The organism is Desulfofustis glycolicus DSM 9705, from assembly GCF_900130015.1.
Lineage (GTDB): Bacteria > Desulfobacterota > Desulfobulbia > Desulfobulbales > Desulfocapsaceae > Desulfofustis > Desulfofustis glycolicus.
The window spans coordinates 50018-63132 of record NZ_FQXS01000025.1; the positions used below are offsets into that span (position 1 = coordinate 50018).

The 13115-nt window shown below is 59.1% G+C and carries 15 protein-coding genes; 8 read left to right on the forward strand and 7 right to left on the reverse strand.

Annotation, left to right across the window (positions count from 1 at the left end):
* Positions 1-9 precede the first annotated feature (9 nt).
* From recQ to BUC26_RS17375, 3 genes are all read right to left on the reverse strand, one after another.
* Positions 10-1821 (reverse strand): DNA helicase RecQ, encoded by a 1812-nt coding sequence (recQ, locus tag BUC26_RS17365; RefSeq protein ID WP_073378051.1) that lies wholly within the window; start codon positions 1819-1821, stop codon positions 10-12.
* 119 nt (positions 1822-1940) lie between these two features.
* Entirely contained in the window at positions 1941-2804 is an 864-nt protein-coding gene (gene htpX / locus BUC26_RS17370; RefSeq protein ID WP_073378053.1) for a protease HtpX, read from the reverse strand.
* A 357-nt stretch (positions 2805-3161) separates the two neighbouring features.
* A complete protein-coding gene (locus tag BUC26_RS17375) occupies positions 3162-3767 on the reverse strand; it encodes a superoxide dismutase (protein WP_073378055.1) in 606 nt (201 codons plus the stop codon).
* 485 nt (positions 3768-4252) lie between these two features.
* On the opposite strand from BUC26_RS17375, the gene cbiM reads away from it, so the two are divergent.
* From cbiM to BUC26_RS17400, 5 genes are read left to right on the forward strand one after another with little or no spacing between them, the layout of a single operon-like run.
* Positions 4253-4855: a cobalt transporter CbiM gene (gene cbiM / locus BUC26_RS17380; RefSeq protein ID WP_073378057.1), complete on the forward strand. Its 603-nt coding sequence runs from the start codon at positions 4253-4255 to the stop codon at positions 4853-4855.
* A complete protein-coding gene (locus tag BUC26_RS17385; protein ID WP_073378059.1) occupies positions 4852-5487 on the forward strand; it encodes a hypothetical protein in 636 nt (211 codons plus the stop codon). The genes cbiM and BUC26_RS17385 overlap by 4 nt, the downstream gene beginning before the upstream one ends.
* Positions 5487-6266 carry a DUF4198 domain-containing protein gene (locus BUC26_RS17390; RefSeq protein ID WP_073378061.1) on the forward strand — a complete coding sequence of 260 codons (780 nt, stop codon included), beginning with the start codon at positions 5487-5489 and terminating at the stop codon, positions 6264-6266. The genes BUC26_RS17385 and BUC26_RS17390 overlap by 1 nt, the downstream gene beginning before the upstream one ends.
* Positions 6263-7024, forward strand: a complete 762-nt coding sequence (cbiQ, locus tag BUC26_RS17395; RefSeq protein ID WP_073378062.1) for a cobalt ECF transporter T component CbiQ — start codon at positions 6263-6265, stop codon at positions 7022-7024. The genes BUC26_RS17390 and cbiQ overlap by 4 nt, the downstream gene beginning before the upstream one ends.
* A gap of 51 nt (positions 7025-7075) precedes the next feature.
* Complete coding sequence (locus tag BUC26_RS17400) at positions 7076-7807, forward strand: energy-coupling factor ABC transporter ATP-binding protein (protein WP_073378064.1); 732 nt, start codon at positions 7076-7078, stop codon at positions 7805-7807.
* A 51-nt stretch (positions 7808-7858) separates the two neighbouring features.
* On the opposite strand, the gene BUC26_RS17405 is transcribed toward BUC26_RS17400, so the two are convergent.
* Entirely contained in the window at positions 7859-8836 is a 978-nt protein-coding gene (locus tag BUC26_RS17405) for a quinone oxidoreductase family protein (RefSeq protein WP_073378066.1), read from the reverse strand.
* 268 nt (positions 8837-9104) lie between these two features.
* Here BUC26_RS17405 and BUC26_RS17410 point away from each other — a divergent pair, with 268 nt between their 5' ends.
* Genes BUC26_RS17410 through BUC26_RS17420 form a run of 3 tightly spaced genes read left to right on the forward strand, consistent with a single transcriptional unit; the run spans position 9105 to position 11552 of the window.
* The gene (locus BUC26_RS17410; RefSeq protein ID WP_073378068.1) at positions 9105-10085 is read left to right on the forward strand and encodes a MetQ/NlpA family ABC transporter substrate-binding protein; all 981 of its coding nucleotides are present in this window, start codon (positions 9105-9107) and stop codon (positions 10083-10085) included.
* A complete protein-coding gene (locus BUC26_RS17415; protein ID WP_073378069.1) occupies positions 10082-10825 on the forward strand; it encodes an ABC transporter ATP-binding protein in 744 nt (247 codons plus the stop codon). Before BUC26_RS17410 ends, BUC26_RS17415 begins: the two co-directional genes overlap by 4 nt.
* Positions 10809-11552 carry an ABC transporter permease gene (locus BUC26_RS17420; RefSeq protein WP_073378071.1) on the forward strand — a complete coding sequence of 248 codons (744 nt, stop codon included), beginning with the start codon at positions 10809-10811 and terminating at the stop codon, positions 11550-11552. Before BUC26_RS17415 ends, BUC26_RS17420 begins: the two co-directional genes overlap by 17 nt.
* A gap of 257 nt (positions 11553-11809) precedes the next feature.
* Here BUC26_RS17420 and BUC26_RS17425 read toward each other — a convergent pair whose 3' ends face one another.
* From BUC26_RS17425 to BUC26_RS17430, 3 genes are read right to left on the reverse strand one after another with little or no spacing between them, the layout of a single operon-like run.
* A complete protein-coding gene (locus BUC26_RS17425; RefSeq protein ID WP_073378073.1) occupies positions 11810-12187 on the reverse strand; it encodes an ATP-binding protein in 378 nt (125 codons plus the stop codon).
* A gap of 15 nt (positions 12188-12202) precedes the next feature.
* Entirely contained in the window at positions 12203-12376 is a 174-nt protein-coding gene (locus tag BUC26_RS23095; protein WP_143166059.1) for an ATP-binding protein, read from the reverse strand.
* Positions 12377-12823 (reverse strand): hypothetical protein, encoded by a 447-nt coding sequence (locus tag BUC26_RS17430; protein WP_073378075.1) that lies wholly within the window; start codon positions 12821-12823, stop codon positions 12377-12379.
* Between the last annotated feature and the right edge of the window lie 292 nt (positions 12824-13115).

Genomic DNA, 13115 nt, shown 5'->3' on the forward strand with positions numbered 1-13115 from the left:
CTCCCGCAATCAGTGATCTTCGCCGCGATAGGTTTCGATCACCTCAAGAAAATCCGAACCGTATCGCCGACATTTGGCCTCGCCGACGCCACCGATCGACAGCAACTCCTCTTCGGTGAGCGGTTGCCGACCGGCCATCTCCATGAGCGTCCGGTCGTGAAAGATAACGAACGGCGGCACGCCGCTGCGATCGGCAAGTTCCTTCCGCAACCGACGCAACCGGTCAAAAAGCTGCTCATCGGCAACAACTCCGTCCGGGAGACGAGCTGCTTTCGTTTTCCTGCCGACCTGTTCCGCCCGAATCCGGGGGCGCGCCATTTCCAGTCGCTGCTCACCGCGTAACAGCGGCCAAGAGGCCTCGGTCAGCCGCAGTACCGAATAATCGCCGACATCCTGGCTGAGATAGCCACGATGCACCAGATGCCGGATGATGCTGCCCCAATAGTCCTGACTGAGGTCTGCACCAATGCCATAGGTCGATAATCGATCATGGCCGAGCCGTACAATCCTCTCCCCGCTCGAGCCGCGCAACACGGCGATCACATGACCGGCTCCGAATCGCTGACCGACGCGATAAACACAGGACAACGCCTTGCGGCTGTCCTCGGTAATGTCGATCATTTCCGGTGGATTGAGGCAGATATCGCAATTACCACAGTCCCGATCGGGCTGCTCGCCGAAATAGCCGAGCAGCACCCGCCGCCGGCAACCGAGCGCTTCGGCAAAGCCGATCATCGCATTGAGTTTATGCAGCTCGATGCGCCGATACTCCGGATTCATCGTTTTCTCAATCAAACCGCGGGCCACCTGAATGTCGCCGTAGCCGAAGAGCAGCAGCGCCTCGGCTGGCAGTCCGTCCCGTCCCGAGCGTCCGGTCTCCTGGTAAAAGCTCTCGATATTTTTGGGAATATCATAATGAACGACAAAGCGGATGTTGGATTTGTCGATGCCCATGCCGAAGGCCACCGTGGCGACGATAATGCGCACCTCATCGTAGAGAAACCGTTCCTGCGCCTCACGGCGCTGCTGGTCGGTCAGCCCGGCGTGATACGGCGCCGCGGCAAATCCGGCATCAACAAGCTGCTGACAGAGTTTGTCGACCCGTTTTCGACTCAGGCAATAAACGATGCCGGCCTCGTCGGGACGTCCGGCCAGAAAGGTGCGAAGCTGGCTGAAAGGTTTCTGCTTCTCCAGGACGGTGTAACGGATATTGGGCCGGTCATAGCCGGTGATGAAGGACTGCGCTTCCTGCAGCTGCAGCCGCTCGATGATATCGCGGCGGGTATGCGGTTCGGCGGTCGCCGTCAACGCCACAATCGGGACCTGCGGGAAATGCTGCCGCAGGCCGCCCAGTTTTCGGTACTCGGGACGAAAGTCGTGCCCCCATTGGGAAATGCAGTGCGCCTCGTCGATGGCGATCAGGGCGACCGGGATATCGGCCAGGCGGGCCAGGAAATCATCGCTCATCAATCGCTCCGGGGCCACATAGAGCAGATCAAGCTGGCCGGCGTGAAGCTCGGCCAAAACCCGGCGAGCCTGCACACCGCTGAGCGAGGAATTATAGAACGCCGCCTGCACGCCATTGGCGACCAGGGCATCGACCTGGTCTTTCATCAGTGAAATCAGCGGCGATACGACCAGGCCAACGCCGTCTCGATGCAGGGCCGGCAGCTGATAGCACAGTGACTTGCCGCCGCCGGTCGGCATCAGCACGAAGCAATCCCGACCGGCCAGCAGCCGCTCGATGATCTCCTGTTGCGCACTGCGGAACTGGTCGTAGCCGAAGACGCTTTTCAGCGTCTGGTGAATATTCTGCTCCATAAGATTACGTTCCTGAAGCATAGTGCCACACCGGTGTCAACAGCTGACAGGCGAGGCGGGCACGTCATGCCGTGTGCTCCCGACCCTCGCCTCTTGGCCGACAAACGAATCCGGTGCTGTTATTGACCGCCCTGCAGTGCTTGGATACGGGCCTCAAGCGGTGGATGGCTGCGAAACAGGGAGGCCAGCCCCCCTTCCTTGGGTCTGATGCCGAAGGCCGCCATCTGGTCTGGCAAATGGGACGGTTCATGGTGGGCCTGCAAACGGCGCAACGCATCGATCATCTTCTGGCGGCCGGCCAATTGGGCGGCACCGCTGTCGGCGCGAAATTCCCGTCGCCGGGAGAACCACATGGCAATGATCGAAGCGAACAGGCCGAAGACCAGTTCAAGGACGATGGTCACCGCCATGTACCCGAGAAAACCGAGCCCCCCACCCTCCTCGTCCTGGCGTAGGAAATTGTCGATGATGGTTGCCGCAACCCGGGAGAGAAAGATGACAAAGGTGTTCAGGACGCCTTGAATAAGCGCCATGGTGACCATATCGCCGTTGGCGACGTGACTGATCTCGTGGGCCAGTACCGCCTCGACCTCATCCTTGCCCATGTTCTGCAGCAACCCGGTACTGACGGCAACGAGGGCATCGTCACGCTTCATGCCGGTGGCAAAGGCATTCATATCGGCCGCCTGAAATACCGCCACCTCGGGCATGCCGATGCCGGCCTGTTGTGCATGGCGACGAACGGTGTCGACCAGCCACTGTTCGGTCGGATTGCTCGGCCGTTCGATGACCTGAGCCCGGGTCGCCTTCTTGGCGATCCATTTTGACATGGCCAGTGAGATGAACGACCCGCCCATGCCGAACAATGCGGCAAAGACCAGCAGCCCGGAAGTGGAGCGGGTGTCGATCCCGAGAATGCTCATGACTGTTCCGAGCAGGACCAGGATCGCCAGGTTGGTAGCCAGATAAAGCAGGATTCGCATGGATGCACCTCCTATGGAAATGATTGTCAGCTCCATGGTAATCATTGCGCCGCTCTATTTCCATAAGGATCGCATACGGCTGCTTCGAAAAAATCGAATTCCAGCTAAATCCCATGACGGGACGTCATGACGAACAATGAAAGTCGGTGTCTGGTCGGAAGGACTGGTCGCTCCTACCTCCGGCTGCTTCGTTTTCTTATCGGAACAACGAAAAAAACCGCGTGGCCGACGGCAACTCAAGGGATGCTGCAACAAAAAGGGTAATATGGCAGACCGCCCGGTCCTGAGACGGTGGCACAGACCGGGCGGTGGATCGGCAGAAGCGGCGTGATGGGGGGGTCCGGCCGCAACCGGACGTTATCTGGTCGCAGCGAGATACAACTCGTTGACCCGTTCCCAGTTGATCACGTTGAAAAAGGCCTCGACGTAGTCGGGACGTCGGTTCTGATACAGCAGATAGTAAGCGTGCTCCCAGACATCGATCCCGAGAATCGGCTGTTTCCCCTGCGATAGCGGATTATCCTGGTTGGCCGTGGTCACAATCTCCAATTCGCCGTCATGCAGCGCCAACCATGTCCAGCCGCTGCCGAAGAGTTTGACGGCGGCCTCGGAAAAGGCCTTCTTGAACCCATCAATGCTGGAAAATGTCTTGGCGATGGCTGCCACCGCCGGACCCACCGGAGCAACATCTTTTTTTAACAACGGCCAGAATAGCGAGTGGTTGACATGGCCGCCGCCATGATTCCTCACTGTTGTTCGAATCGCCTCCGGCACCTGGTCCAGATTGGCGATCAACCGTTCTGGCTCCCATTCCTGGAGCGCATCGTGCCCGCGCAGGGCACCGTTGAGATTGTTGATGTAGGCCTGGTGATGCTTGGTGTGGTGAATCTCCATGGTACGCGCGTCGATGTACGGTTCCAGGGCATCATAATTATACGGTAATGAAGGTAGATTATGTTCCATAACAGATATCCTCTGCACACTAGTGTCTAAACAGCGCCCACGATGCAAACACATGGGGAGCTTGAAAAATTCGGAATTTCGTTCAAGATCGAGGCGCGCAAGAAAATTTTACCGTAGGTATATACATGATACTGAAGAGGATAAAATTTGACTGCGCAACGATGAGATTTGGTGAAATGACAATTTTTCAAGGTTTCCACTTGTATGTCGGGGCCCTGCGGGAGGACGCGACCAGTTCGCGCCACCGCGAGTAAAACGGTAAGGCCGATCTGTTCCATGGTCAATCCCGATAGTTTGACGGCTTTCAACGTACCCGCACCGGACGTGGACGATCTTTCATCTTCGTAAGCATCAACAGGAAAAGTTTCTCTTGACAGCGTGGCATGAAGATGGTCAAGGTGTTACATATTTTTTTTTAGTATTACTACTGGAGCGTTTCGCAGCCGGCGATCCGTTCTGTTGTAATTCCGGCGCGGTCCAGCACGATGCACATATCAGAAGGTGTTCTATCCGCACCGGTATTGATCGGCGGCGGTGTTCTCACGGTCATTGGAACTGGGATCGGTCTGCACCGGCTCGACTACGACCGGATCATGAATACCGCCATCCTGACCTCCGCCTTTTTCGTCGCCTCCCTGGTTCATGTCCCGATCGGACCGGGCAGTATTCATCTGGTGCTCAACGGGCTGCTCGGCATCATTCTCGGCTGGGCCTGTTTCCCGGCGATCCTGGTCGCCCTGCTGCTGCAGGCCGTCTTCTTCCAATTCGGCGGACTGCTCGTCCTCGGCGTCAATACCTTCAACATGGCGGCCCCGGCCCTGCTCTGTTACTACCTGGTCCGTCCGCTGCTGGCCAGACCCAAAACCCGCGGTGTGGCCGGTTTTGCCGGCGGGGCGTTGGCGATTTTTCTGGCCGCGCTCTGCATGGCTCTGTCGCTCGCCTTGTCCGACAGCGGCTTTCTCGCCACCGCAAAACTCGTCGTGATCGCCAACCTGCCGATTATGTTGATCGAGGGGATCGTCACAATGTTTGCCATCACCTTTCTTGCCAAAGTGACCCCCGATCTCATCACCGGGAGCCGACCATGAAACAACTATCGATTTTCCTATCCATCCTGCTTCTCTGTCTCGTCATCACTACGCCTGTCAACGCGCACAAGGTTAACGTTTTTGCCTACGTCGAGGCGGGAACGATCATCGGCGAGACCTCGTTCAGCGGCGGGCGACCGGCACAAAATGCCGAGATCTTGGTTCAGGACCGGGCGACCGGCGCCGTTTTGCTGCAGACCCGCAGCGACAGCCAAGGGACATTTTCTTTTTCGGTACCGGACAGGGCGCGCGACGAACGACTCGACCTGCTCATCGTCGTGCGTGCCGGCGAGGGTCACCGCAACGAATGGCTGCTGACGGCCGAAGACTATTTACCCGTAGAAACTGACACTGCTCCCGACGATCAGTCTCACGCGGCTTCCGAACGGCAATCTCCCGTTGCTATCGAGCTGCCTCCGCAACAAATCGCACTACCACCGCCCTGGCCGGAAGATCAATTACAGCAGATCATCGAAACGGCCGTTGAGAAGCAGGTTGCTCCGTTGAAACGACTCATGCTGGAAACACGCCAGTCGGGCCCGGGACTCCGCGATATCCTCGGAGGAATCGGCTACATTGTCGGCATTTTTGGGGTAATCGCCCTGATCAAATCTCAGAAAGGAGAGAAGTGATGAACCGAATCGTGACCATCTTCGGCTGTTTAACCCTTTTCCTGACGGCCGGCGCCGGCGAGGCCCCGGCCCATTTCGGCATGCTCATCCCTTCGAGCCCGATCGCCGACCAGCAGAACAAGACGATCGACCTGACCCTGTCTTTTTCGCACCCCTTCGAAATGGTCGGCATGGAGCTCGAAAAACCGGCACGCTTTTTCGTTGCCACCGACGGCTCGCAGACCGATCTGCTCAACGGTCTTGAGCAGACAGAGGTAATGGGCCACACCGGCTGGCAGACCAGCTACACTTGCAAGCGCCCCGGTGTCTACCAGTTTGCCATGGAACCGCAGCCCTATTGGGAACCGGCCGAGGATCTGTTTATTATCCATTACACCAAAACCATCGTCGCCGCGTTCGGCGCCGATACCGGCTGGGATGAACCGCTCGGCCTGCCGACCGAGATCGTACCGCTGCTCCGGCCGTTCGGCAACTTCGCCGGTAACAGTTTCGTCGGCCAGGTACTGATGGACGGGGCTCCGGTCGCCCATGCCGAGGTCGAGGTCGAATTCTTCAACAGCGAGCAGGCGGTGACCGCCCCGAGCGATTATCATGTCACCCAAGTGGTCAAGGCCGACGCCAACGGCATCTTTTCCTTTACCTGTCCCCGCGCCGGCTGGTGGGGCTTTGCCGCCCTCAACGAAGGCGATTACCGGTTGAAGACAGAGGATGGTGCAGAAAAGGGCGTGGAACTTGGCGCCGTTCTGTGGATTCATCTGGACGAGTATCGGCAACCATGATGTTCGAGCAGTTCAGCCAGGGCACATCGCTGCTGCACCGCAGCGATGTGCGCATCAAGATCGTCAGCGTGCTGGTTCTGGTGCCGGTACTCGCCCTGAGCCGCAGTCCCTGGACCGTACTGGCCGGCCTGGCTCTTGGTCTGATGCTGGTTTCTGCGGCCCGACTCGATGCCCGGCACCTGCTCAGGCGACTGCTGGTAGTCAACGGCTTTGTCCTCTTTCTCTGGCTGACCCTGCCCCTAACCTATCCCGGTCAAGCCATCGCTACGCTCGGCCCGCTCGCTATCAGCGGACCGGGTGTGGCACTGGCTTTGCTGATCACCCTAAAGGCCAATACCATCGTACTGCTGCTCATCGCCCTGCTGGCTACCTCGACGGTGGCCGACATCGGCTACGGCCTGGAACGCCTTAAACTCCCCCGAAAACTCTGTCTGCTGCTGCTCTTCTCCTATCGCTATATCTTCGTCATCCACCAGGAATACCAACGATTGGCCCGCGCCGCCCGGCTGCGCAGTTTCCAGCCCGGCACCAATCTGCACACCTATCGCACCTTCGGCTACCTGTTTGCCATGACGCTGCTGAAAAGCTGGCAGCGGGCCGAACGAGTCCGGCAGGCCATGCTGCTTCGCGGCTTCCAGGGGCAATTCCACAGCATCAACCATTTTTCAATTAAACGTGGAGATCTGCTCTTTCTTGGTGTAATGGTAGCGCTGGCCATCATGCTCGCCACCGGCGAGACGCTGCTCAACCGGCTCTGAGTCGCCGGGTCCGGCCGCCATTATCCCTGTCTCATCAGCAAACCGGTTACCATGCCCGAAACTCCGCTCATCGAATTGAAGGCCGTCTGTTTCGGCTACGCAGACAGGAGTCCGATCCTCAACCAGGTCGACTTGACGTTGGCCGCCAACCAGCGAATCGGTCTGATCGGAGCCAATGGCAGCGGCAAGACCACCTTGTTTTACCTGATCATGGGGCTGATCAAACCAACGGCCGGGACCATCCTCTTTCGCGGGCGACCGACCAACAGCGAAGATGAATTCAAGGGGTTGCGCCGAGAAGTCGGCCTGCTCTTTCAGGATGCCGACGACCAACTGTTTTCCCCCACCGTTCTCGAAGACATCGCCTTCGGCCCACTCAACCTCGGCGCTTCGATCGACGAGGCCCGCAGCCGCGCCCTGGCCACCCTCGATAGCCTCGGGCTCGGTCACTTGGCGCAGCGAATCACCCACCAGCTCTCAGGCGGCGAGAAGAAACTGGTGGCGCTGGCGACCATTCTCGTTATGGAACCGGCCGCACTCCTGCTCGACGAACCGACCAACAATCTCGATCCGGTGACCCGTGACCGATTGATCGCCATCCTGGCCGGACTCGATCTTGCGGCGATCATCATTTCCCACGACTACGATTTTCTGGCCGAAACCTGCCGGGACACCAATATCATGGCGGACGGCAAGGTGCTGACCGGCGAACCGTCGAGCCTGCACACTCACTACCACATCCACCGGCACGGCGAACTGCCGCACCGGCACGGCGACACCTGACGCTTGCCCCGGCACTGATCAGGCGCAACTATTCCACCCGGCTTCGCAGGTTCAGGGGATCAGCACCGAGCTGCCGCTGGTCCGCCGCGCCTCCAGATCCTGGTGGGCCCGTGCCGTCTCGTGCAGCGGGTATTCTTGAGCGATGGTAATCCGCACCGCTCCGGAAAGAACCACGTCGAACAGATCGGCGGCGTGCGCTTCCAGATCTTCACGTTTGGCCGTATAGTGCATCAGGCTCGGTCTGGTCAAAAACAGCGACCCCTTGGCCGCGAGCAGGCTCAGATCGAACGGATCAACGGGACCCGACGATTGGCCGAAGGAAACCATCGTGCCCATCGGCCGAAGACAATCAAGCGAATTCAGGAAGGTATCCCGACCAACCGAATCATAAACCGCATCGACTCCCCGGCCGGCAGTTACCTCTCGCACCGTCTCGGCAACATCCTGGTCGCGGTAAAGGATCACCGTTGAACAACCGTTGCTGCGAGCAAACTCGGCTTTCTCCTCGGAACCGGCGGTGCCGATAACCGTCGCCCCCCGATGGGCGGCCCACTGGCTGAGAATCGAGCCGACCCCGCCGGCGGCGGCGTGAACGAGAATCGTGCTGCCACGCTCGACCCGGTAGCACCCGTGCAGCAGGTAACGGGCGGTCATCCCCTGCAGCATCATCGCCGCGGCCTGTCTGCTGGTGATCTGCTCGGGGAGCTTGATCAGCCGATGAGCCGGGATGCACCTGGCCTCGGCATAGGCCCCGGCCGGCACGCCGGCATAGGCGACCCGGTCACCCACGGCCAGGCCGGTCACCGCCGCACCGATTGCTTCCACCCGGCCGGCCCCCTCCAACCCGAGTACCGCCGGCAGGGAAGGGAGCGGATAGAGACCGCTGCGGTGGTAGACATCGATATAGTTGAGTCCGATCGCCTCATGCACGATCCGCACTTCTTCCGGTCCCGGACTGCCCGGATCATGGGACTCCCAGGATAATACGTCCGGGCCGCCGGTCCGGTGGATAACGATCGCCTTTCCCATTGGTTTCTCCTTTTGTTGGTTTCTTCGTGGCATCCTTGCCGTACTGCCCGGCGACGACCGATATCGTCATCGAACAGACAGTCCCGCCAATGGTGCAAACAATAGTCATCTTTGCCGGCCATGCCCAGGACACCGGCAGAGACTGCCGCTCCGGCTTAACCGACGTCAGCTCATTCCCTGCTTGCGCATCATCGATATATTCGGTAGCTTCTTCTGGGCGGTCGATCTCCGCCGCCGATCTTCTCCAGGTGATTGCCGAGGAAACACCATGGCCAATCTTCGTTCTATCAGGACATTCGTTGCCCTCCTGGCCGCGGCAATACCGGCCCACTGGACGCTCTTCAGCGCCGTTCCCTGCCATGGTGCCGGACCGCTGAAAATCGGCGTGCTGCAGATCGAAGACGTTGTCCCCTTGTACGTCGCCCGGCAGAATGAATATTTCCGCGTGGAAGGCGTGGAGGTCTCACTGGTCCCGTTTCTCAGCGCATTGGAGCGGGACAGCGCCCTGGCTGCCGGCGCCATCGACGGCGCCATTAACGATCCGATCGGAGCCATCCTGTTCGACCAGGGCCGGGGACTGGTGCGGATCACCTCGCTGGGTCTGGGCCGGACACCGGCCGAAGGTATCTTCGCCATTCTCGCCGCCCCTGGCTCCACCATCCACCGGATCGACGATCTGAAACGCGTCGAGATCGCCGTTTCCTCCGCCACCATCATCGACTATGTTACCGAGCGGCTGCTGATCGGCAGCGGTCTGGCCGCCGGTGAAATCCACACTATCGACGTCAAGAAGATGCCAATCCGCATGCAGATGCTGCTTTCCGGCGCGGTCCAGGCGGCTACCCTGCCGGAACCACTGGCCTCCATCGCCGTCGATAACGGCGCCAGGATACTGATCAGCGACGATCAAGCCGACGAGAGTCTCTCCCAGACGGTACTCGTTTTCCGCACCGCGGTGCTGACGGAGCGACCTGAAGATGTTGCCTCCTTTTTCCGGGCCTATGCCAGCGGTGTTGAAGCGCTCAACGACCGGCCCGAAAGCTATCGGGATCTAGTGGTACAAGTCGGCCGTATCCCGCCCAATCTGGCGCCCCATTATCCGATTCCCACCTATCCGCTGCCACAGCCGTTCCCCCGCGAACTGTACCAACCGGTCATGGACTGGCTGTCGAGTCGCGGTCTGGTCGAAGCGCTCCCCTACGAAACCATGGTAGCCTCTGATTTTCTCGGTGACAGCGCGCCTCAATGATCACGGTCCACTCGGTCAATCTCAGTTTCGCCCACAATGGCGCGACCCTGCCGGTACTGCGGGATATCTCGTTTCACCTCGAGAGTGAAGATTACTGCGCCATTATCGGTCCATCGGGGTGCGGCAAGACATCCCTACTGTTCCTGCTGGCCGGCCTGCTGCAGCCCGATTCCGGCACCATCGACATCACCGGCAGTCCCCGGAGTGGCACTATTTTACAAAACTTCGGCCTGTTTCCATGGAAAACAGTCTCCCAGAACATCGCCTTGGGACTCGTCTTGCAGAAGAGACCACCACATGAAGTGCGCCGCCGGGTAGATTCCCTTCTCGAAGAAATGGGGCTGTCCGGTTTCGGCGAGCACTTTCCCGGCCAACTCTCCGGCGGCATGCAGCAACGAGTGGCCCTGGCCCGAGCCCTGGCCATCGAACCGGACATCCTGTTCATGGACGAACCACTCTCCTCGCTCGACGCGCTGACCCGGGAACGGCTGCAGAATCTGATCGTCGACATCCGGCAAGCCAAGGGAATCAGCACGGTTTTGGTAACCCACTCCATCGAAGAGGCGGTCTTTCTCGGACGCACGATCATCGTGTTGTCCGGAAGACCGGGGCGGGTCCTGCAAATCATCGACAATCCCGACGCAGACACCGACAATTTCCGGCAGAGCGACACGTTTTTCCAACGCTGTATCGCTGTCCGACAAATCCTGGCAGGAGAGGTCGATGGACCGCACGCGTGATACCTTTTTTGCCCTGCTGGTCCTGGTCGGCCTGTGGGAGATCTGCGCCCTGCTGCTCGACTCGATGGCCTTGCCCGAACCGTGGATCGTCCTGCTGGATATCATTGCCGCCCTTGCCGGCGGCAATCTGCTCGACGATCTGGCGATTTCGGCGGTCCGGGCCCTGCTCGGCCTGTTGCTGGCGGTGGCGGCTGCGGTCCCGCTCGGTCTGGCAATTGGTGCCGAAAAACCGCTGCGCAAACGGTTATCGCCGTTTATCTATCTGCTTTACCCGATACCGCATGTGGTACTGCTGCCCTTGATCATCATTTTGTTTGGCATCGGCAATCTGTCGAAAATATTTCTGATTGCCCTGATCGTCTTTTTCCAGATCCTGGTCACCACACGGGACGCCGCAACGAATATCAACCGCAACTACTACTACTCGATGCAGACCTTGGGGGCATCACGCCTGCAGGTCTATCGCCACGTCATCCTGCCGGCGTGCTTGCCGAAGATCCTGACGGCATTACGCATCTCGGTCGGCACCTCGGTGGCCATCCTGTTCTTCGTCGAATCCTTCGCCACCACCAGAGGTCTCGGCTATCGCATTATGGATTCCTGGGGACGGGCCGATTACGTCGCCCTCTATACCGGTATCTGCAGCATGGCGCTGCTCGGTTTTACGCTCTACCTGATCCTGGATCGGCTGGAGAGAAGAATCTGCCGCTGGAATCGTACCGGCTGACGCCAGCGGGCAGTCGCGCTGCTACGGCCAACAAACCGGGCGATCAGTCAGCCGATACCGTCTCCTGCGTGTACCCCCTGACTGGAAGTCACAACCAGCAGTGACAATCATCGCCATGACCGGCAGGGCTGGCCGCTCCTGTCTGCGGCCGCTGCACTGCGACCTAATCGGTTGGCCGCCGGCTGCGGACGTCCTGCTCACGATCCTTCGGGCTGAAAAATCAGGACCGAACGGGTTGAATGCTACCGGATGACAGGTTAAAACCTGTCCTGCCGTTGATCGAGATGGGGTGCCCCGGACAGACGTCGGCGATAAATATCGATCGCCTGGCCACCGTCGCCGACCATGAGCACCTCATAGCCAAGATGTTCGAGCATTGATCCCGCCACATCGCAAACCATCGCCTCATCATCCATGACGAGGACCAGCCCCGACGAAACGGTATCATCCTGCGGCACCGTCAAGGCCGGCGACGACGGTGACACCGCTGCTGTTTCGCCGGACCGGGCCGGAATATAAAGCGTGAAGGTGGTCCCGCCACCGGGGGATGATTCAACGTCGATCGCCCCGCTGTGCTTACGAATGATCGAGTGGACGATGGCCAATCCGAGCCCGCTCCCTTTGGCGCTATCCATCTCTTTGGTGGTAAACTACGGGTCGAACACCCGCTTCAAATGCTCCCTGGCTATTCCGTGCCCCTGGTCGGCGATATCGATTCTGATGTAATAACCGGCCAGCGCCAGCGTCGCCTGCAGAGCTTGGGAATCGGCCGCTGCGGCCTCCCGCAGGCGCACGGTCAGGGTATGAGCGGGACTAGCTAACAATTATTGCGCCAGCGCATGCGATTCCGTGGAGAGCCGGGCTGCAGCGGCGCGATCGCTAAGCTCTGCGCCGCGCAGGGAGAATATCGATGCCGGGCCGAAGCCGAGTTGATAAAGATCCAGCGCCGCCTGAAGCACTCGGTCCCGTTCCGGGGTGATCGGCGCCAAAACCAGCTGCAACCGTTCGAACACCGGGGCCAATTGTTCATAGGAATACTGCAGATCCGTGACTTTCTCCGGGGACCTGGCAATTTCCGCCTCCAGCAGAAGGTTGTAGGCCTGAAACGTAATTGCTGTAATTTCGTGATTTGCCCACATCTCACCAACCGCCGAACCGACCAGGGACTCAAAGCCGATGCGAAACGCATTGCGCAGTGGCCGCAGATCCCCGCTCCCCGCCGCCGCATCGAGACGCTCGCCGATATCCGTTTGAACGGATGTTCCAGACACAAAATGAAGTAACACCTTGATTTGCTGTTTTAAAGTAGCGATTTTAGAGAGAATTATGTAGGCATCAAATTTTACTCTATATATTTGACATAGTGTGTTATGTATGGTAAAAAGCAGGCATCATGCATATCCACCGAGTCAAATCAAAGCGCGGCGACAAGGTCTATACCCAGATTTTGCTTCGCGAATCGTACCGGGAGCGCGGAGAGCACGGCTCCAAAGTCAAGAAACGGACCCTGCTCAACCTGACTAAATATCCCGAGTCGGTTATCTCGGCGATTGAACTGGCCCT

Bases quoted from the DNA above. Each gene is read 5' to 3' on its own strand.
- recQ (WP_073378051.1), bottom strand. From the start codon at position 1,821: ATGGAGCAGAATATTCACCAGACGCTGAAAAGCGTCTTCGGCTACGAC.
- htpX (WP_073378053.1), bottom strand. From the start codon at position 2,804: ATGCGAATCCTGCTTTATCTGGCTACCAACCTGGCGATCCTGGTCCTG.
- BUC26_RS17375 (WP_073378055.1), bottom strand. From the start codon at position 3,767: ATGGAACATAATCTACCTTCATTACCGTATAATTATGATGCCCTGGAA.
- cbiM (WP_073378057.1), top strand. From the start codon at position 4,253: ATGCACATATCAGAAGGTGTTCTATCCGCACCGGTATTGATCGGCGGC.
- BUC26_RS17385 (WP_073378059.1), top strand. From the start codon at position 4,852: ATGAAACAACTATCGATTTTCCTATCCATCCTGCTTCTCTGTCTCGTC.
- BUC26_RS17390 (WP_073378061.1), top strand. From the start codon at position 5,487: ATGAACCGAATCGTGACCATCTTCGGCTGTTTAACCCTTTTCCTGACG.
- cbiQ (WP_073378062.1), top strand. From the start codon at position 6,263: ATGATGTTCGAGCAGTTCAGCCAGGGCACATCGCTGCTGCACCGCAGC.
- BUC26_RS17400 (WP_073378064.1), top strand. From the start codon at position 7,076: ATGCCCGAAACTCCGCTCATCGAATTGAAGGCCGTCTGTTTCGGCTAC.
- BUC26_RS17405 (WP_073378066.1), bottom strand. From the start codon at position 8,836: ATGGGAAAGGCGATCGTTATCCACCGGACCGGCGGCCCGGACGTATTA.
- BUC26_RS17410 (WP_073378068.1), top strand. From the start codon at position 9,105: ATGGCCAATCTTCGTTCTATCAGGACATTCGTTGCCCTCCTGGCCGCG.
- BUC26_RS17415 (WP_073378069.1), top strand. From the start codon at position 10,082: ATGATCACGGTCCACTCGGTCAATCTCAGTTTCGCCCACAATGGCGCG.
- BUC26_RS17420 (WP_073378071.1), top strand. From the start codon at position 10,809: ATGGACCGCACGCGTGATACCTTTTTTGCCCTGCTGGTCCTGGTCGGC.
- BUC26_RS17425 (WP_073378073.1), bottom strand. From the start codon at position 12,187: ATGGATAGCGCCAAAGGGAGCGGGCTCGGATTGGCCATCGTCCACTCG.